Annotated in this window: 13 protein-coding genes; all 13 read right to left on the bottom strand. The window is 50.0% G+C overall.

The features are described from left to right. Positions 1–348 precede the first annotated feature (348 nt). The 13 genes from ACOJUO_RS25085 to ACOJUO_RS25025 all read right to left on the bottom strand — a co-directional run bounded on the left by ACOJUO_RS25085 (position 349) and on the right by ACOJUO_RS25025 (position 20,956). Positions 349–2,208, bottom strand: a complete 1,860-nt coding sequence (locus tag ACOJUO_RS25085) for a V-type ATP synthase subunit A (RefSeq protein WP_422134604.1) — start codon at positions 2,206–2,208, stop codon at positions 349–351. Between the two features lie 90 nt (positions 2,209–2,298). Continuing rightward, positions 2,299–3,000, bottom strand: a complete 702-nt coding sequence (locus ACOJUO_RS25080) for a DUF2764 family protein (RefSeq protein ID WP_422134603.1) — start codon at positions 2,998–3,000, stop codon at positions 2,299–2,301. Positions 3,001–3,062: 62 nt separating this feature from the next. Then, positions 3,063–3,749 carry an ATPase gene (locus tag ACOJUO_RS25075; RefSeq protein WP_422134602.1) on the bottom strand — a complete coding sequence of 229 codons (687 nt, stop codon included), beginning with the start codon at positions 3,747–3,749 and terminating at the stop codon, positions 3,063–3,065. 51 nt (positions 3,750–3,800) lie between these two features. Next, positions 3,801–4,250 carry an ATP synthase subunit C gene (locus ACOJUO_RS25070; RefSeq protein WP_317145793.1) on the bottom strand — a complete coding sequence of 150 codons (450 nt, stop codon included), beginning with the start codon at positions 4,248–4,250 and terminating at the stop codon, positions 3,801–3,803. A 2-nt stretch (positions 4,251–4,252) separates the two neighbouring features. Next, on the bottom strand, positions 4,253–6,061 hold the full coding sequence (locus ACOJUO_RS25065; RefSeq protein WP_422134601.1) for a V-type ATP synthase subunit I: 1,809 nt from the start codon (positions 6,059–6,061) through the stop codon (positions 4,253–4,255). Beyond that, positions 6,051–6,707 (bottom strand): V-type ATP synthase subunit D, encoded by a 657-nt coding sequence (locus tag ACOJUO_RS25060; RefSeq protein WP_422134600.1) that lies wholly within the window; start codon positions 6,705–6,707, stop codon positions 6,051–6,053. Before ACOJUO_RS25060 ends, ACOJUO_RS25065 begins: the two co-directional genes overlap by 11 nt. Positions 6,708–6,710: 3 nt before the next feature. Next, complete coding sequence (locus tag ACOJUO_RS25055; RefSeq protein ID WP_422138529.1) at positions 6,711–8,114, bottom strand: V-type ATP synthase subunit B; 1,404 nt, start codon at positions 8,112–8,114, stop codon at positions 6,711–6,713. A gap of 537 nt (positions 8,115–8,651) precedes the next feature. After that, positions 8,652–9,653 (bottom strand): ornithine carbamoyltransferase, encoded by a 1,002-nt coding sequence (gene argF, locus ACOJUO_RS25050; protein WP_422134598.1) that lies wholly within the window; start codon positions 9,651–9,653, stop codon positions 8,652–8,654. 512 nt (positions 9,654–10,165) lie between these two features. Next, entirely contained in the window at positions 10,166–12,289 is a 2,124-nt protein-coding gene (locus tag ACOJUO_RS25045) for a hypothetical protein (RefSeq protein WP_422134597.1), read from the bottom strand. A 19-nt stretch (positions 12,290–12,308) separates the two neighbouring features. Beyond that, positions 12,309–14,225 (bottom strand): hypothetical protein, encoded by a 1,917-nt coding sequence (locus ACOJUO_RS25040; RefSeq protein ID WP_422138528.1) that lies wholly within the window; start codon positions 14,223–14,225, stop codon positions 12,309–12,311. A gap of 70 nt (positions 14,226–14,295) precedes the next feature. After that, positions 14,296–16,410, bottom strand: coding sequence for a hypothetical protein (locus ACOJUO_RS25035; RefSeq protein WP_422138527.1), 2,115 nt, complete (start codon positions 16,408–16,410; stop codon positions 14,296–14,298). A 49-nt stretch (positions 16,411–16,459) separates the two neighbouring features. Further along, on the bottom strand, positions 16,460–18,760 hold the full coding sequence (locus ACOJUO_RS25030) for a hypothetical protein (RefSeq protein ID WP_422138526.1): 2,301 nt from the start codon (positions 18,758–18,760) through the stop codon (positions 16,460–16,462). Between the two features lie 63 nt (positions 18,761–18,823). After that, the gene (locus ACOJUO_RS25025; RefSeq protein WP_422138525.1) at positions 18,824–20,956 is read right to left on the bottom strand and encodes a tetratricopeptide repeat protein; all 2,133 of its coding nucleotides are present in this window, start codon (positions 20,954–20,956) and stop codon (positions 18,824–18,826) included. Between the last annotated feature and the right edge of the window lie 10 nt (positions 20,957–20,966).

The raw sequence follows: 20,966 nt of genomic DNA, 5'->3' as shown, positions 1-20,966 counted from the left end.
ATCGCTCATGGCTGTCCCGGTAAGCGGTTGAGAGAATTTGTAAGTACCCAAAACTTTTAGCAGTTAAATGGAGAGCTGCAAGTTCAAGTGTCTAAATATCCAAATTCTGGCCAATGAGCAGGTAAAGATATGAGACCTGTTTCAGCTGTTTCAGAAGATCATTATTGGGAAGGTCTGATGGGAGCCAGTCACGGTTTGTTGTGTTCTCTGAGCAACGAACTGCGAAACAGGAACCTGTCAGGTGACTAACAGTAATCCCCGTCGTCTGGTGGGTGTCAAAAGGGAAAGTGTCAAAAGGGAAAGTGGGCTGAGGCGGTAGCCTCAGCCTAACTGGTGAGCCACTCAGAATCAGGCTGCGGCTGCGGTACTAATGTACTGACTCCTTAACTCTTCGATCTTCTGCAGATAGCCGTTGTATTCAGGGGAACCGTCGTGTGAATAGTTCAGGTTCTTGAGCAGGCCGGTCAGCTTGACGAAGTAGTCACGGGCAACTTCTTTATCCTTGAAGGCGTACTGCTGACTGATCAGGCTCACAACCAGCTCGAAGCAGGCCTGCTGGCGACTCAGTGGGCAACTGCTGTCGACGTCATCAAAGGCGTCCTGCTGGAGGTAAACCATATCCAGGAAGAAAGACTTCTGGAAAGTAACGTAATCTTCCAGAGTAATACCTTCTTCACCGGTCACCTGCATCATCTGGTTAATACTGTCACCTTTGACAAGCAGAGCCTGCATTGCCTTGACGGTATCGACCCAGTCAGGGGACAGGTTTTTGCTGTACCAATCGGACAACTGATCAAGATAACGGGACCAGGAGATCAGTGGATCTATGGCAGGGTAGAAACGCTTGTAGGCGCGGTCGTAAGACAGCCCCAGAAAAGTTTTGACCGTACTCAGAGTGGCCTGGGTGACAGGCTCCTCGAAGTTACCACCGGCAGGAGATACGGAGCCTACCAGAGTCAGGGAACCTTCGTTTCCTTCTTCGTTACGAATCACACCACAACGCTCGTATACACCTTTAATGGCGGAGTCCATGTAAGCAGGGAAGCCTTCTTCACCCGGAATTTCTTCCAGACGGTTGGAGGTCTCACGCATGGCCTGGGCCCAGCGGGAAGTTGAGTCTGCCAGAGCGAGGACGTTGTATCCCATCTGACGATAGTACTCACCCAGTGTCAGACCCGTGTAGATAGAAGCCTCACGGGCAGCTACCGGCATGGATGAGGTATTACAGATGATGACGGTGCGGTCGATGAGAGAGCCGCCTGTTGTTGGATCTTGCAGGTGCGGGAATTCTTCAATGGTTTCCACCACCTCACCGGCACGTTCACCACAGGCTGTTACAATGACGATGTCGGCATCGCAGTAACGGGAGAAAGAGTGCTGGAGTACCGTTTTTCCGGAACCGAATGGACCGGGGATACAACCGGTGCCACCACGGGCAATGGGGAAGAAAGTGTCCACGATTCTCTGGGTGGTGACCAGGGGAGTATCAGGATACTGACGTTCAGTTTTACCTTTTCTGGACAGGGTTTCAGAAATGGAGTGACGCACTGGCCACTTTTGAACCATGGTCAGGGCAACCTCGTCTCCCATCTGATTGCGCACTTTGGCAACAACGGTATCAACGCTGAAGGAGCCTTCCTGAATCCAGATCACTTCCACTTCACCTTCGGTGTTGAAAGGAATCATGATTTTGTGGGTAAAGCGACCTTCCGGGACCGTACCAAAGGTTTCACCCGCGTGAAGTTTGTCGCCAATCTTGGCCACAGCTGTGAATGCCCATGTCTGACTGCGATCAAGCGCATCAATCTGAACACCACGCTGCAAGAACTTGCCGTGCAGAGACGCCAGTCTTTCCAGAGGGTTCTGCAGACCATCGTAGATCATGGAAAGAATGCCGGGACCCAGTTCCAGTGAGAGCAGCTGCCCCGTTTGGATGATAGCATCACCTACCGCGACACCCCGGGTGTCTTCGTAAACCTGAATATCTGCGATATCACCGCGAACCCTCAGGACTTCCGCCATCAGTTGCTCTTCAACCTGTTCATTGGAACGACGGCCGGGCATCACATAGACGACTTCGTTTTTGGTCAGTGGCTTACTGCCCAGACTCTTGATGGTGATGATATCACCCATTACGGCAACGACTTGGGCAGAGGCTCCGTGGGCCAGTGCCTGCTGTTCCGGTTCTGTGTTTGTCTGTTCACTCATTGGCGTTTTCCAAAAGCTGTTTACTGCTTGCCATGACGATAGAGTCCTCAGGCATCAGAGGGATGCTGTATCTTTTCATGGCTGCTTATATCAGGCTGTCCCCCAGGTACTGGTTCCAGATAGTGGGTGGACAAATTCGCCCAGCGCCAGGTCGGTCAATTCGTTAAAACGTTCCACTGCCTGGTCACCGTCGTAGGCTGTCCAGCGGGCGACCAGGTTCCAGCGCAGAAGATAGATCACAACCGCTTCAAAGTCGAAGCTGTGTTGTCTGCCAGCGTCGTCCAGTCGGCGCCACACGGCTTCCAGCAGGGTTTTCTCCAGTGTCAGATAGTCCTGCTTGTTCAGGCAATCAATAGCCTGTGGAATCCATGGGAAGGCATGCTGAAGGCCCAGTGTCGGGTTGCTCCAGTTGCGACGAATGTAAGCATAGCGGGTACCGAAGCTCCACTGGGGATCGCCCGGTGCCTGCTTGCCCTGCATTTTACGACGCAGTGCTGCCATGACCGTTCTCATGTCCAGCCGCCAGTTGATCAGATCACGCAGAGTCTGGCTGGGAAGTTCTCCATGCAGACGGGCAGCCAGCTTGATCAGGGCTGCCTCGTCTACATCTTCACCCAGGTGGCTCCAGTGCATAAGCTGCTCGACCTTGATCAGGGTATCCTTGTCTTCCTGATTCAACATGGAGAGGCGTCGATCCAGTTGCAGACGGGAGATCGGAGTGATCTTGCTGTCAAACAGTGAATCGATGTGAGGCAGCGAAGTCACCAGGGTGTAATAGGCGTTTTCTGCCATTTCATGCTCCCAAAAAGTCCGGCGTTTTCAGTCTTGACTGTCAACTTCCGACTCTTAACTCATTATTTGACGATACCTTCCAGCAGCGCCCGGAAACGAGGCTGTAGGTGCCTCAGTAAGACAGCAGTGACGGTTTGGTCACTCAGTTCTACTTCGATCTCCTTGTCCTGAAGACGGAATTTGATACCGCTCTGACTGGTCTTGCCTACCGAGAAAGTCACCCCCTCCTGAAGCATTTCAGCAGCCTGACCAGTGACGAAGTCCAACAGAGGACCTTTTTTAACCAGGTCCGGGTTTTTGCGCAGCTCATCAAGACCAATGACCTTGCGAGGCAGGACCACTTCCAGGTTTTTCTCGCCATGCAGGTTATTTTCGCCCGCCACTTCAAGAATCATCTGCTTGAGCACTTCTTCTTTCTCGAGGGAGCCGCTGACCAGGGCGCTGATCTGTCCGGAGAATTTTTCCAACAGGTAATCTTTCAGCTCCAGAACGGCATTACGCTCCGCGAGTTGCAGGGCTTCCTGACCGGATTGGGTGATAAAGTCCGCCTCTTCACGGGCTTTGCTGACAATCATGTCGGCTTTCGCCTGAGCTTCCCGGACCAGCTCGGCGGCATGGCTCTGGGCCTCGCTGACAATCCGGTCAGCCCGCTCACGACCGTCCTGTACGCCCTGATTGCGCAGTTTTTCGATCAGCTCCTGGACGCCAACAGAGACGTTCTGGCCGCCAGGATTCATTGCTGCTGTCATAATTTATTCCTCTGGTTAACAGTCCACCGTCTATTGTTCACAGTCTTCTGATCAGGCCGTGATCTGCTGACCCAGCACCAGAGCAAATACGAATGCGAATACCGAAAAGCCCTCAACAATTGCAGCAGGCGCAATGGAAAGGCCAAAGACTTCCGGTTTGTTCTTGGAGGCATTGATACAAGCGGCAACTGCCTGACCCTGGTAGATAGCAGAGTACATCAGGGCAATACCGGTCAGCAGACCAATACCCAGCAGGCCCGGGGCGCTGTTATCGGAAACACCGATACCGCTGAGGGTGAACATGATTACAATGCCGTATATAACCTGTGATGAAGGCATTGCCGACAGGCCGATAAATTTACCGTAGCCACTTTCAACATCCAGCATGGCACCACAGGCCGCCTGACCAGCGACTGAACAGCCAATGGCTGAACCCACTGCCCCCAGTGCAACCGGTGCAAATACGCCTATCCAGCCCAGGGCCAAGATCAGATTTTCCATGTTTAATCCTCTTGTTTTCTAAAAGATTTGAATGGGTAGCCCTCGTCGGACAGTCCCCAGTTAACGAATTCAATCACGTTGAGACGCATGCCATGTACGACACCGCTCATGATGCAAAGGGAAAAGTTGAGTATGTGTCCCAGCAGCAGAATCAGGCCGCTGAACAGCACGCCAATGACCGGACTGGAATCCAGGGCGTCCATAGCCAGGGTGTTGAAGGTCATTGCCAGGGAGGCACCGGAAAGACCCAAGGCAAACAGACGCATGTAACTCAGCACGTCACCGAAAGCGGAGGTGATGTTATAAATACCTTTCAGGCCGTCCAGACCTCTGAGGCAAAGACTGCCGATGGAGCGAACCGGACGGGTGCTGGTAAACAGGAACACCAGTAAAGCACCTGTGATCAGCCCGGCAGGTCCAACCTTGTCGGCAAAAACAGTCGGCAGAGTACCAGTCGTGCCCAGCCACATTGACAAACCCGAGGCCATAATAATTGCCCAGCCAACCGGGGCGAGCGCATGACTGCTACCCCGGTTGACCACTGCCGTCATGATGTTGGCAATGATCAAATGTGTCACACCGACAAAGACCGACAGTTTCATCATGGCACTGTAGTTGTTCAGGTTGATGACGGCCAGATGACCGAGAATCCCCCCCGATTCTGGTGCCACACCAAAGTAACTGCCAATCAGAACACCCCAGACAACGCCGGCCGCTGACATGAAGTAAGCCAGATTCATCAGGCGTGAACCGGCCTCGGTTTTTTTCAGGTTCTTGCGGAACATGAACACGATGCCACCAAACAGCAGGCTGTACATGGCGTCACTCATGATCATGGCGAAGAACAGTGAAAACGAGTAAAAGACCAGATTGCCCGGGTCCCAGGTACGATAGTTGGGTGTCTGGAAGAAGCCCAATGCATCTGAGCCACCGCCAATGCTGTCGGATTTTGCCAGCAGGGTAGGCGGATTGTCTTCTTCAGAGGGCTCCTCGAAGATCGCCGCAACGCCGTTTTCCAGACAAAAAGCCTCCACCGCTTTTTTCTCCGATACCGCTACCCAGCCCTGAACCAGGAAGAAAGTTCCCTCATCCTGAGTGCCACTGCTGGCTTCTTCCAGGGCAGCCTGGTCCAATCTGGCTGCCACCGTCTGACCCAGCAGATAGTGCCAGCGGGTCAGAGCTTCACGCTCTGCCAGCAGTTCTTCCAGCAGATGCTCAGACTCTTCCAGTTCCGTTTCAAGTCTGGAAAGAGGCACCATACCTACATGGGAGCGTGGTACTGGCAGCAGGTCTTCTGCCGGTTCACTGGTAGAAATGACAATCACATAGGCCTGGCGATGGTCCCTGTGAATTTCCTCCCAGGGCAGGTCATCTTCCTTCAGGACTTCGGAGAGAGCCTCCATTTCACCCAAAGGAACGACATAAAACCAGAAGCGCTGGCCATTCAGGTCGGACAGGCTGGGCAAGCTGAACTCTCCCCACTGACGAACTTCACGGATTCGCTCAACCAGTTTGTCACGGGCATCGGACACTTCCCGAACAGAGGTCTTGTTGTCCAGAACCTCGGCAACGACCTGATCAATGCAGACATGGTTTTTGTCTTTGAGCTGTCGACGTGTTCGTGGTGAGCGCTCCAGCCAGGCTATAGCTTCACTGGCCTGTGCCGGTTGCATGCGCAGGCTCTGATCCACGTTGTTATCGGACAGTGGAATCAGGTGCATGCATCCCAGAGTCTGGAGTCCCTGAAGAATCCGGCTTTTGTCTTCTCCGGGCCCGTATAGGGTAATTTTATTCAGCCGTTTAATGGCCATTGACGTCTGCCTCCAGTGATTCCAGTTCACGGGCTCTGGCCAACCTGGCTTCCTGAGCCAGCACTTTACCCTTGGAGAGCTTGGCGTTCATGACGTTGGCACGATCCTGGTCAGACAGGTAGATCTGGATTTTCTGGATACTCTTGCGGGTTTGCGGAATCAGTACCTTGGAAAACAGATTTACCCTTTGGGATGTTGTCCGGGTGGCCTTGTCCAGCTCTTTATGACGCAGCTCGCGCACCTGGTACTCAATGCGCAGACGCACCATCTGCTGAAGCAGTTCAACCAGAAAGTCGACCCAGACCGGCTTGGCCAGGTCACTGTAGGCTTTCAGGCTAATGGCGATGTTCTCTACCCTGGGTACTGCTGTACCCACGATATTCTCATCGATCAATGTGACTCTGGTTACCTTGACCAATCCTTCCAGAGGCACGTCTTCCCGGGCCAGCATCGGGAGCTGTTCCCTGACCAGACGCTCAACGTCCGCCAGATGAGACCGGGTTTCTGCCAGCGCCTCTTCAGCCTTTTTCCGTTCAACCATCAACTGTTGGCGCTTCAATTCCAGTGCCGGCAGATAACGGTTGTAGGTTTTGAGGCTGCGTTTTTCTTTGTTCAGCGAGCTTTTATTGAGGGCTACCTTGGCCATGGTTTAAGCCTCTGTCGCAGCTGTTTCCGAGCCAGACTTTTCAGTGGCCCCGGCGGATTCTCTGGCTTCGTCAAGACCAGGCCAGTACTTGTCCAGCAGGCTCTGTTTGAGCAGGGTTTCTTCGGGTTCAAAACATTCAGCCAGTGTCTGCCAGCAAAGATCCAGGGCTTCTTCCAGACCCATCCGGGCTTCAAGAACCATGAAGCGACTTTTGAATTTTTCACCGAAGGCGATCGCTTTCAGGTCGTAGCTGGACAATTCAAAGGCCATGGCCTGTTTCTGCTGGGCATTCACAGAGTCGGAGTAGAAACGGATCATGGTGTTCATGATGTGAGCATGGTCGTCGCGGGTTTCTTTGCCCTGAATCATCTGTTTCAAACGGGACAGAGAACCGAATGGATCAATGACGCCATTGTGCAGGTAGAACTGACCTTCGGTGATGTAACCGGTGTTATCCGGCACCGGGTGAGTGACATCGTTGCCCGGCATGGTGGTTACCGCGAGGATGGTGACAGAGCCTGCACCCTTGTAATCACAGGCTTTTTCATAACGCTTGGCCAGCTGGGAGTAGAGGTCACCCATGTAACCCCGGTTAGCCGGGATCTTGTCCATTGCTACGCCGATCTCTTTCATGGCGTCAGCGTAGGAGGTCATGTCGGTTAGCAGAACCAGAACCTTCTTGCTTTCGTTCACGGCAAAGTGCTCTGCCACTGCCAGCGCCATATCAGGCGTCAGAAGACGTTCAACGGTCGGATCAGAGGCCTGGTTGGTAAACATGACGGTACGGGAAGATACACCGGCTTCTTCAAAGGTTGTACGGAAGAAGTGGTAATCGTCGAAGATCAGGCCCATGCCAGCAAACACGACCACGTCAGCTTCAGCCTGAATGGCAATACGGGCGAGGAACCGGTTGTAAGGTTCACCGGCCACCGAGAAAATGGGGATCTTCTGTGATTCAACCAGGGTGTTGAATACGTCAATCATTGGAACATTGGTTCGTACCATTCTTGACGCCAGTACACGACGGACTGGGTTTACCGACGGGCCGTCAATTTCAACCTTGGGGTCTTGCTCCAGAGCCGGACCACCATCAATAGGTTCACCGGCACCGTTAAAAATGCGGCCCAGGATGTTGGGAGAATAGGTGGCCTTCATAGGCTCGCCCAGGAAGCAGACGGAGGCATCAGTAGAGAGACCCTTGGTGCCGGCAAATACCTGCAGGGAAACTTCTTCGTGATCAATCTTGATGATCTGGGCCAGGGAATAAACCTGTCCGTTTTGTTCGATCATCGCCAGATCGCCATAGCTGGCCCGGGAATTGCCTGCCGTCAGGTTAGGCACTTGAACGCGAATCAAGTCACCAACAATGCTGAGAATGTTGGTGTATCGCAATAGACTCTGGGGCATTTCTGCTCCTCTATACGGCTTGGGAACTGAAAAATCAGGACGATTGACCGGAAAGCCGGAACTTAATCACCATGTGCCTCTCTTAACCTAAAAAAAGAAACTCATGGTCATGGCGGTTCAGGTCAGGATCAAAGGGCCTCTGGTTAATCATAAGTTATCTGTCGCCTATAAACTTGAGGGGCCGACGATCAGATACTACCGGGCTGCAGAAGGTTTTGGAGTGATAGCTCCGCAGTCTCTGCAGCAGCCGGGTTGCATTGCAAAATTTACTCAATAGTAGACAATTCCGGACGTTTCAGTCTCGAGACTTTGTCAGGTTCACTCTTGGCACAATAAATATCTCTCTTCGATTACCGTCGTTTTGCTCTGACCGGTCAGGCTCCTAGGAGCCTGACCGAGAATAGACTGCCCTACTGCGGCGGCAGCAAATTGGTCTGAAAATCCGCTTTTGTTCGTCAAATAGCTCGCTATTCTCCTTACAAAACCGAATTTTCATCCTCAATTTTCTGCCGTCCTCGCTACGGGCGCTATTCTCGGTCAGGCTCCTAGTGTAGCCACCATAACGGCCTTGATGGTGTGCATACGGTTTTCTGCCTGATCAAAAACGATGGAGTGTTCAGACTCAAAAACATCTTCCGTTACTTCCAGGCCCGACATGCCGTATTTACTGGCAATCTCAAGGCCAATAGTCGTTTCATCGTTATGAAAAGCAGGCAGGCAATGCAGGAATCGGGCGTCAGGATTGCCCGTTTTTTCAAGCATAGAGGCATTTACCTGATAGGGCGTCATCAGACGTACACGCTCATCCCAGGCCGCTACCGGTTCACCCATGGAGACCCAGACATCGGTATAGATAAAGTCACATTCATGCACCGCTTCTTCTACGGACTGTGTGACGGTGATTCTGGCTCCTGATTTTTCTGCTAATGACTGGCAGCGTTCGAGCAGTTCCTGGGCAGGGGTATAACCTTCTGGTGCGGCAATTCTGAAGTCAACGCCCATTTTGGCACAACCTACCAGAAGTGAGTTCGCCACATTATTCCGGCCATCGCCTGCATAACAAAGCTTAAGTTTGTTCAGGGGGCGCCCTTTGCCATGTTCCAGCATGGTCAGAAAATCTGCCAGAATCTGAGTCGGGTGCCAGTCATCGGTCAGGCCATTCCAAACCGGGACGCCTGAGTATTCTGCCAGTTCTTCAACATGCTGCTGGGAGTGGCCACGAAACTCAATGCCGTCGTACATTCTTCCCAGAACCCTGGCAGTGTCTTTCACAGATTCTTTACTGCCCATCTGTGAGCCACCGGAAATGTAAGTCACATTGGCACCCTGATCAAAGCTGGCTACTTCAAAGGCACAGCGGGTTCGGGTGGACGCTTTTTCAAAAATCAATGCGATGTTGCGACCCTCAAGAAAACGGGGCTCGTTACCGCTTTTTTTGGCCTGCTTCAGCTGCGCTGACAGATCGAGCAGTGAAGCAATATCCTCTTTAGTGAAATCAAGCAGTTTCAGGAAATGGTGGTTGGGCAGTCTGAAATCCATCGTTTTACTCTTGCTTTTTGGTAGGCGCATGGTTACATGCTAAATGCACTGGTCGTATCTTCCGGTGGCACTCCAGACGTAAAGGTACACGATTCCGGGAGGCAATAGAGTATATGCGCAAAAACCGGATGACACTACGTAGAATTACTATTAATGTTGCTGCTCAAAGTAGATAAGGCTCTCGTAATCAGTAAGTACTTACGTTATGTTTTTCATCTAAAGGATTAAAACCCAAGAGCTTCTATTTCTTCACGAGCAATATTGCGCACCACAAAATGCAAACTACCGCTATGTGCTAAAGAGTAGGAGGTCGTTATTTCCGCGAAGGAGGCTGTCGCAAAGGCGGGAATCATTCAGCTCGAGTTAACAAGCTTGCAGTCATACCTGCTGGCGAGTAAACACTCACTCTTTTATATCAAGGTTCGTTACGAAATTGTCCCCTTCAGAGATCGTGTCGTCACCAGAATATACGCAACTAAACCCTCAGTTCTTCAGGCTTTTTTCAGTCTTGGTTACTCTTTGGAAGCTCGTACCTTGTCAAGGGCATCAAATTCGATGCATCGCCAGTATCCGTTTTTTTCTGTCGGTACACGGAAGGGGTCGACAGATCGTGCTCTTGAGAACCATTTATTCCATTCTTGATCACTGGCCCCCATCATCCTGAGACAATGGGCTTTTTGCGAATAAGCTCCAGCATTTGGAGGGTAATTTTTTATGACGGATTCCACAAACTCAAGCGCCTTGTTAAGGTTATCTTTTCCTGCCGCCGCGCCATCTTTGCTTATCTGCTTACAAGCCAGAGCATAATAGTGGATCGAGGTCGCCAGCAATGTGTTGGCACTTTTCGGATACCCGGCAATCATTTCCATAAACCCTACTTGCCCAATGAATAATTTAAACAGTGCCGATTCACATTCATCCGAACGATATCTTGTATAGCAATGCTGAAGCAGTCTTATAGCCGGTTCCGTTTTGCCAGCCGTTTGCCAGAGTCGCGCCAGAGCCAGGTCAATGTCATGATGCCCGGAAGGTTGCCACAGGCTCTCTTCACTATTATCGGGGTGTTTGCCAGTCATGTTCAGCAGCAGTCTTTCAGCCAGTTCATATTTGCCAAGCGACTGCCAGAGTCGCACCAGAGCCAGGTCAATTTCATAATGCCCAAAGGGCTTGCAAAGGACTTCTTCACCGGCATCAGGGTGCTTGCCAGTCATGTTCAGCAGCAGCCTTTCAGCCCACGCAAATTTGCTTCTTCCCTGCCAGTGTCGTACCAGAGTCAGGTCAATTTCGTGGTGCCCGCAGGGCAGGCACAGAGACAGCTCACTGGCATTGGGGTGCTTGCCGCTCATATTCAGCAGCAGTCTTTCAGCCAGTTCATGCTTCTCCATTACCTGCCAGTGTCGCACCAGAGTCAGGTCAGTGTCATAATTCCCACAGAGCTTGCAGAGGGCCTCGACACTGGCATCAGGATGCTTGCCACTCATGTTCAGCAGGAGTCTTTCAGTCATTTTATATTTGCCCATCAGCTGCCAGTGCCGCGCCAGACAGAGGTTGACATCATGATAAGCACAGGGCTTACACAGGGCATCCTCGGTGTCATCGGGGCGTTTGTTGCTCATGTTTAACAGCAGCTTTTCAGTCAATTGATGTTTGCCCATTATCTGCCAGTGTCGCGACAGGCAAAGGTTAATGTCATGGTGCTCACAGGGAGTACAAAGGATTTCCTCAGAGGCATTGAGGGGCTTGCCACTCATTTGCAGCAGCAGACTTTCAGCCGGTTTATGCTCACCCTTACACTGCCAGAGTCTTACCAGAGAAATATTGACGGTATGAAGGTATTTACTTAGTTTCTTTATGGTGCGAGGAAACGTCGATAACCGCAGCTTTTCAGTCAGCTCTGACTTTAAGTTCTGAAGTAGCGGTTCAACCAGCTCATATTTGTACAACAGCTGCCACTGCCTGGTCAGGCAAATATCAACTTCGTAATTGCGGGAAGGTTTGCACAGCGTCTGCACATTAGCATTGGGCTTTTTGTTACTGAGAGCTAAAAGTCGTGCTTCAGCGTGGAGGTTTCTTCCAAGTAGCTGTTCACAGCGGCTCAGGGTTAGATCAAGGTTATGAATGGTTGACGCCCCGTACTCAGTGAAGGTTCCGGTCAATCTGAGTTCTTCCAGAAGATAACAGGCCTCTTTCAGCTTTTCGTAGGTTTGTTCTTTCAACGATCTTGCAAGCCCTATGACTGAGCTTTGGTAGTGGAATTCACCCAGTACGGCCCTGCCATTTTGTATGATCCTTCGGAACATTCTTTCAACATTGATAAAATTTTTTTCTTTTATTAGTTCATCGAAAGCGCTATCGATCTGTTTTTGAATAGCTTCAGGACAACGGGCATTCGCCCTTGTTTGAAACTCCCGGGGAAAGCGCGATTGGAATACAGTTGTTTGCCGGTTCCTGATATTGGAGGGTCTGTTCCAATGTTCCCAGGCACACTGAGCAGGTTGATTAAACACTAAAGCTTTCGGGTCTATGGCAGATGGACGCTTTGTTGCATTATGGTCAGAACCTGAGGCACGATGCTGTAAAGGTTGCGATATTGTTCCGGTCGCAGCGCTGATTGTTGGTGGTAATCCGTAATTCATAGCAATCTAATCTCTCTGGCTATGCCTCTGAATCTGATGGGCATAAAGGTTCATGTTTATTTGCTTGCTCTGTGGGGCTTAACATTTTCTGAAGAGCAGCAGATTCGCAGCTTCGCCAGGACGAATTTTTATTCTTATATGTCCGGCTGGAGTCAAGTAAGTTGGCTTTATTGAAACTGGCTCGCCATACCTCCTCACTGGCGCCCATCATTCTGAGACAGTGGGCTTTTTGTGAATGAGCGCTTGCATTCAGGGGGTACTTCTCCAAAGTTGATTCCACATATTGAAGAGCTTTATTGAGATTATCCTTTCCTGATTTCAGGTCATCATTGATGATCTGTTCACAAGCCAGATTGAAATGATGGATCGAGGTAACCAGCAATGTGTTGGCACTTTCAGGATAATGGCTAATCATCTCCATAAATCCTGTTTGCCCGGCGTACAGACATAACAGAGATAATTGAAATTCATCCGAATGATAAAATTTGCTGCAACGCCAGAGCAGTCTTTCAGCCAGTTCATTTTTGCCCGTCACCTGCCAGATGCATGCCAGGGCCAGGTCAATGTCATGTTGCCCAGAGGGCTTGCACAGGATGTCTTCACTGTCATGGGGGTCCCTGCCACTGATGTTCAGCAGCAGCTTTTCAGTCAGTGTATGTTTGCCTATTACCTCCCAGTGTCTTGCCAGAGCGAGGTCAGTGTTATGATGCGCACAAGGTTTGCAGAGGTTTTCTTCACTGTCATCGGGATGCTTGTTGCTCATGTTCAGCAGCAACTTTCCGGTCATTTCATGTTTGTCCATCTCTTGCCAGAGTATTGCCAGAGCCAAATTAATCTCATGCTGTGGACAGGGCTTACACAGGCTTTCTTCGCTGCCATCAGGGTGCTTGCCACTCATGTTCAGCAGCAGTCTTTCAGTGCGTTCAGATTTGCCCATCATCTGCCAGACGCGCGCCAGAGCCAGGTCAATGTCACGATGCTCAGAGGGGCTGCACAGTACCTCCTCACTGGCATTGGGATGTTTAACAATCATGCTAAGCAGCAGGTTTTCAGCCCATTCATATTTACCCGTCAATTGCCAGTTTCGAGCCAGAGCCAGGTTTACGGTATGGAGATAGCTGTGCCGTTTTTGTGAAGTGACAGCGGACCGGTTTGAATGCAGCTCTGTAAACAGTGCTTTTCCCATGTTCATCAGAAGTGCTTCAGTCAGCGTGTTTTTTTTCATCAACTGCCACAGTCGGGCATTAGTAATATCTGCGTCAAAATTGCCAGAAGGCGTGCACAGTGCCTGAACATCGGCATCGGACTTCAGGTTCCTCAGCGCTATAAGTCGTGTTTCAGCTTCAAGGTATTTTCCCAGTACCTGTTCACATCGGCTCAGGGTCAGATCAAGGTGATGGATGGTCGAAGCCCTGAACTCGGTAAACGATCCAGTCAACCTGAGTTTTTCCAGAAGAGAGCAGGCTTCCAGCTGTTTTTTTCGGGTTTGCTCTTTTAGCGACCTTGCAAGCCCTATGGTAGCGTTCTGGTAGTCAAATGTACTTAGTATCTGCTGGTTTTCGTTTAAAATGTTCCGGAATGCTGTTTCTGCATCGATGAATTTTCGTTTTGTCAGTTCTTTGAATGCATCATTGATTCTGCCTTTAATATCCGCAGAGTCTTTTGGCTCCGTCCATTGCGAAAGTGTCTGGGGTATAAGCGTTTGGCATGCCGCTGCCTGTCGGTCTTTAATGTCTGAAAGTTTGACCGAATGCTCATGAACACGCTGAGCATGCGGAATAAATACTGAAGCTTCAGGGTTTAAGGTGTATTTGCTTTTTGTTGTCGAACGGGTTGTTGTCGAACAGGTTGTTGTCGAACTGGCGGCAGCAGCCGAACCAACGGCAGCGCTCGAATGGGCTGCGTTGCTCCTGACTGGCGGTAATCCGTAACTCATAGCAATCAAACTCTGCTGAAAAACTATGCTCTTGGACAGTTAATGGAGATAAAAGTTCATCTTGATCCATTCAGTCTGTGAGGTCCCTTATCTTCTGGAGGGCAGCTGATTCCATGATTCGCCAGCAGTCGTTTTTGTCCTTCACTGCACGAAAGGGTTCAAGGAATGTTGATTTTAGGAACAGCTCCCGCCATACAGGCTCTGCTGCACCCATCATTCTCAGGCAGTGTGCTTTTTGCGAAAAAGCGCCTGCACTCGGAGGGTACTTCTCCAATGCTGATTCAACAAGCGCAAGAGCCTTGTTAAGGTTATCGTCTCCTGACTTCGGGCCATCCTTTATTATTTGCCGACAAGCCAGATTGAAATAGTGTAAGGAAGCTGCCAGCAGTTTATTGGCGCTGTCCGGATACAGGGCCATCCTTTCTATAAACACTGATTGTCCAATCGATAAACACAACAGTGCTGATGCACATTCATCCGAACGATACAAGGCGAAGCAACGACTAAGCAGTTTTTCTGCTGACTCATAGTTGCCAGCCTTTTGCCAGGTTCGAGCCAGGGCCAGGTCGAGCTCTTGATTCCCGGAAGGTCTGAACAAGTTGTCCTCACTGTCATTGATGGACTTGCCACTCATACTCAGCAGCAGTCTTTCACTCCGTTCATGATTACCCGTGACTTGCCAGAGTATTGCCAGCGCCAGATCAATAGCATTTCTGCCAGTGGTCTTGCACAGATTCTCCTCACTGTCGGCGGGGCACTTACCACTCATGTTCAGCAGCAGTTTTTCAGCCAGTCCTTGTTTGCCGATCAGCTGCCAGTGTCGCACCAGAGTCAGATCAATATTACAATGCCCACTGGGCTGGCACAGGGTCTCCTCGTCGTCACCGGGATTCATGCCAGTCATGTTTAGCAGCAGTCTTTCAGCTCGTTCATGTTGGCCTGATATCTGCCAGTGTCGCACCAGAGCCATGTCAGTGTAATAATTCCCACAAGGCTTGCACAGGATCTCTTCACTGTTATCGAGACGCTTGCCACTCATCTTCAGCAGCAGCCTTTCAGTCCGTTTATCTTGGCTCATTATCTGCCAGAGTCGTGCCAGAGCCAGATAAAAATCATATTTTCCAGAGGGCTTTAACGGGATATCCTCACCGTTATCAGGGTGCTTGCCAATCAGGTTCAGCAGCAGTCTTTCAGCCCGTTCGTATTGACCCATCAATTCCCAGAGTAGTGCCAGAGCCAGATCAATATCATTTTTTCCAGAGGGCCTGCAGAGGATCTCCTCACTGTCATCGGGGTGCTTGCGAGTCATGCACAGCAGCATGCTTTCAGCCCATTTGTATTTGCCCATTACCTGCCAGTGTCTTGCCAGAGCGAGATTTACGGTATGAAGGTTTCTACGCAGTGCCTTGACAGTGGGAGCTGGTGAGGTCAATTGCAACCGGGACATCAGCTTTGCTCTCAGTTTTATCAGCAGTGTTTCAGCCAGTGTGTGCTTTTCCATAAGCTGCCATAGTCGTTCATTAGCAATATCAGCGTCAAAATTGTCAGAAGGTTCACACAGGGACAGCTCATCGGCATCAGGCTTTTTGTTTCTCAGTCTCGAAAGTCGTTTTTCAGCATCAATGTACTGTCCCAGCGCCTCTTCACATCGGCTCAGGGTCAGGTCAAGGTTATGAATGGTCGAGGCCCCGAAGTCATTGAGCGGTGCTTTCGACCTGAGTTCTTCCAGACAAGAGCAGGCCTCTTTCTGTTTTGAGTAGGTTTGCTCTTTTAGAGACCTTGCAAGTCCAATGACTAAGTTCTGGTGCTCGAATGTACTTAAGCTGCTCTCGTTTTTGTCCAGGATGAGCCGGAAAGCTGCTTCTGCATCTATGAATTTTTTATTTGTCAGTGCTTCGAAAGCCTTGTTGATCGCTTCTGTAATGGCATCAGGACAGGAAACATTCGTCCTTTGCTGAAATGTCCGGGAAGCAAAGGTTTCATCTGCAGTGACCCGCCTGCCAGAAATAGTTGGGAGCCTGTTGGAACGATCATCAATACGTTGAACGCGTTCAGCACGTGGAATGAACACTGGAGCTTCAGGGTTAAGGTTAGAGGTATGCTCTGAACCTGTCGCACGATTCTGTGACGGTTGTGATGTCGTATTGCTTGTGGCGCTGGCTGTTGCTGTAAATCCGTAACTCATGGCAATCAAAACTTCCGGGAAAACTAGGCTCTTGGACAGTTAACGGATATTAAAGTTCCTTGTGATCCATTTGCGCTTTGAGCCCCTGCAGCTTCTGAAGAGCAGTAGCTTCGTTTCTTCGCCAAAATTCAGTTTTACGCACATGCCCACGGTTGATGGCGAGGGAAGTGGCTTTTTTGAAGTATTTCTTCCATTCCTCAACGGTGGCACCCATCATTCTGAGACAATGCGCTTTTTGTGAAAGACCGGCCGCACTGGTGGGGTACTTTTCCAGGAGTGATTCCACAGTCTCAAGGGCTTTACTCAGGTTTTTATTTCCTGACTCCGGTTCATCATTTGTTATCTGTCCACAAGCCAGAGTGAAATAATGGATTGAAGTGGCCAGCAATCTACTTTCACCTTCCGGATAGCGGCTAACCAGTTCCATAAATCCCGGTTGCTCGCAAGATGAGACCAGGAGTGTGAGCTGACACTCCTTGGATTGATATAACTCACTGCAATTTTTAATCAGCCTCTCTGCCAGCCAATGTTTGTCAATTATCTCCCAGACGCGAACCAGAGCCAGATCAATGTCATGACGTCCGCAAGGTTTGCAGAGAATGTCCTCACTGGCATCGGGATGCTTGCCACTCACCTTCAGCAGTAGCTTCTCAGCGAGATGATATTTTTTTGTTGTCTGCCAATATCTCACCAGGGCCAGATCGACAGCATCATGGCCAGAGGGTTGGCACAGAATATCCTCACTGGCATCGGGATGCTTGTTACTCATGTTCAGCAGCAGCTTTCCAGCCCGTTCGTGTTGGTCCGACTCCTGCCAGAGTATCACTAGGGACAGGTCAATCTCAGAGTGCCCGGAGGGTTTGCACAGAATTTCCTCAAGGTTATTGGGGTGTCTGCCACACATACTCAACAGCAGCCTTTCGGCCAATCTGTGTTTGCCCCCATGTTCCCAGTGATACGCCAGAGTTATGTCAATTTTGTAATGCCCACAAGCCTGGCAAAGGAGATATTCACTGGCTTTGGGGTCCTTGCCACTCAGGTTCAGTAGCAGTTTTTCAGTCAGATGATGTTTTCCTGTTACCTCCCAATTTCGTGCCTGAGTCAGATCAATATCAAGCTGTCCAGTGGGTCTGCACAGGGCGCTGTCACTGGCATTGGAGGGCTTGTTACTCATGTTCAATAGCAGTTTTTCAGCCAGGTGATTTTTGCCCGACACCACCCAGTGCACAGCCAGAGCCATGTTAATGTCATGATGCCTGCAGGGTTTGCACAGTATGTCCTCGCTTGCATTGAGGGGCTTACCGCTCATGTTCAGAAGCAGCTTTTCAACCAGTTGATATTTGCCCATTTCCTGCCAGACTATTGCCAGAGTCAGATTCACGTTGCGATTTTCACAAGGCTTGCAGAGCACCTCTACGCTGGCACCCGGGTGTTTGCCACTCATGTTCAGCAGCAGACCTTCAGCCTTTTCATAATGGCTTTTCCCCTGCCAGAGTCGCACCAGAGCAATTTTTACGATATGGAGGTATTTATCCAGTCTTTCGGTAGTTTCAGTGGAAGTTACAGTGGATTGTCTCAACTTCAGCTCAGTTATCAGCTGTTTTTCCATGTTCAGCAGGAGTGTTTCAGCCAGTGTGTGTTTTTTCATAAGCTGCCATAGTCGTGTACTGGCGATGTCAGCGTTAAAATTGTCAGAAGGCTTGCACAGGGTCTCCTCATCGGCATCCGGCTTGATGTTTCTCAATGCTGTAAGTCGTGCATCAGCATCAGCGTACTGTCGAAGTGCCTGTTCACAGAGACTCAGGGTCAGATCAAGATCAGGAATGGTCGAAGCCCCGTGCGCAGTGAACCTTCCCTTCAACCTGAGCTCTTTCAGAAGAGAGCAGGCTTCTTTCTGTTTTTCGTGGGTTTGCTCTTTGAGCGACCTTGCAAGTCCTATCGTCAGGTTTTTCCATTCGCGATCACTCAGTTTATTCTTGTCTTCCTTCAAGATGGTCCGAAATGCTTCTTCTGCATTGCTGAATTTTTGTTTGCTCAGCTCTTTAAAGGCGTCATTGATTTTTGCTCTTTTAACACTCTTGGGTGGTGTCGCACTATCGCTTTGCTGAAACGTTTGTAGTGAAGGGTTTTGGCTTGCCTTTGTTTGCCGGTCCCTGATATTTGATCTGTCAGGATATTGGTGACCACGTTGAGCATGCGGACAACGCGGAATAAACGTTGGAACGTTCGTGCGTGCGGAAGATTGGCTCTTTTCGGTCGCATCCCGATCTGAACCTGACGCACGATACCCTGGCGGTTGTATTGTCGAACTGTCCGTGGTGCCGGTGGTTGCTGTTAATCCGTAGCTCATAAGTCACACAACATACTTGTAAAGTTATGCCTTTGGACAGCAAACGAACAAAAAAGTTCATGCTTACCCAGGTACCTGATCAGGTAATTTTTTAGTGAGACCCCTTAACTTCTGAAGAGCAGTGGCTTCGTTGCCTCGCCAAAAATCAGTTTTACTCCTGTAGGCCCGTCCGGGATCAAGGGATTCTGCTCTGTTAAACCATTCCCTCCATTCTTGCTCACTTCTACCCAGCATTCTGAGACAATGCCCTTTTTGTGAATAAGCTCCCGAATTGACAGGGTATTTTTCCAGTGCCGATTCAACAATCTCAAGCGCCTTCATAAGGTGATCGCTGCCTGCCTTTGGGTCATCATTTGTTATATGCTTACAAGCCAGACTGAAATAATGGATTGAGGTAACCAGCAAGGTATTGGCACTTTCCGGATAGCGGCTGATCATTTCCAGAAATCCCGCTTTCCCGGCAGACAAGCCCAACAGGGTTAATTGACATTCATCCGAATGATATAACTCACAGCAACGCCTGGATAGTCTTTCAGCCTCTTCAAATTTGCCCATAACGGTCCATAGTCTTATCAAAGCCAGGTCAATCTGTTGATTCCCGGAAGGCTTGAACAGGCTGTCTTCATCGGCATTGAGGTGCTTGCCACTCATGTTCAGCAGCAGACTTTCAGACAGTTCAAATTTGTTCATATTCTGCCAGAGTCGTGCCCGGGTCAGGTCAATGTTATGATGCCCGAATGGCTTGCACAACTCTTTCGCAATAGCTCCAGGGGGCTTGCCAATCATCTTCAGCATCAGCTGTTCAGACCATTGATATTTGCCCATCATTTGCCAGAGTCTCACCCGAGCCAGGTCAATTTCCAGGTTCCCACAGGGGCTGCACAGGCTGTCTATACTGGCACCGGGATGCTTGCCAGTCATGTTCAGCAGGAGTTTTTCAGCGAGTGTATATTTGCCAACAACCTCCCAATATCGCACCAGAGTCAGATCAATCTCATGGTGCCAGCAAGGCTTGCAAAGTTCTTCCTCGCTGGCATCAGGATGCTTGCCACTCATTTTCAGCAGCAGCTTTTCAGCCAATTGATTGTTGCCTACCTGCTCCCAATACCGCATCAGAGCCAGGTCAGTCAGATAATTCCCACAGGGGGTGCAAAGGGTCTCCTCGTTGGCATCAGGGGGCTTGTTACTCATGTTCAGCAGCAGTTTTTCAGTTCGTTTATGTTTGCCGACAGTCTGCCAAAGTCGCGCCAGGGTCAGATCAAGGTCGAACTGCCCAGAGGGTTTACACAGTTCTTCTTCACTGTTATTGGGGTTCTTGCCACTCACGTTCAGCAACAGCTCTTCAGCCAATTTATATTGGCCCGTCTGCTCCCACTGTCGCACCAAAACAATATTTACGGTACGGAGTTTTTGATGCAGTTTTTCAACAGCTGCGGCGGATTGCTTCTGCTGCAGCTTTTCAGTCAGCCTTGTTTTCATATTTAGCAGGAGTGTTTCAGTCAGCGTGTGTTTTTCCACAAACTGCCAAACTCGTGTAATAGTCATATCAGCGTCAAAATCGTCAGAAGGCTCGCACAGTGCTTTCACATCGGCATCGGGCTTTTTGTTTCTCATTCTTAAAAGTCGTGTTTCTGCATCAAGGTATCGTCCCAGTGCCAGTTCACTTCGGCTCAGGGTCAGGTCAAGGTTATGAATGATCGAGGCCCCGAACTCATTGAGCGGTGCCTTCGATCTGAGCTCTTTCAGAAGGGAACATGCTTCTTCCTGTTTAGCCCGGGTTTGTTCATTCAGAGACCTGGCAAGCCCTATGTGCATCTTTTGGTAGTCGTATTGGCTCAGTATGTCCTGGTCTATGCATAAGATGGATTGAAATGCCACTTCTGCACTTCTGAATTTTTGTGTTTTCAGTGCATCGTAAGCGTCATTTATCCTTTTTACCGTATCATCAGGGTATGTTGGTTTCTCTCTCCATCGATGAAACTTCTGAAGTACATCGGTTTTGCGTTCAGTGGCTTGTCGGTCTCTGATATTTGAGGGGGTGTTCCATTGATCAGCACCCTGATTACGAGGAACAAACGGAGCGGCTTCCGGGTTTAAGGTAAATCGACGTTCTGTTGTTACAGAATCTGCATTCTGTGGCGGTTGCGGTGTCGCACTGGTCGCAGGGTTGGTGATTGGAGGTAGTCCGTAACTCATAGCAATCTAA

Source organism: Endozoicomonas sp. ALC020, assembly GCF_049275935.1.
Lineage (GTDB): Bacteria > Pseudomonadota > Gammaproteobacteria > Pseudomonadales > Endozoicomonadaceae > Endozoicomonas_A.
This window is presented reverse-complemented; position numbering and strand designations above follow the sequence as displayed.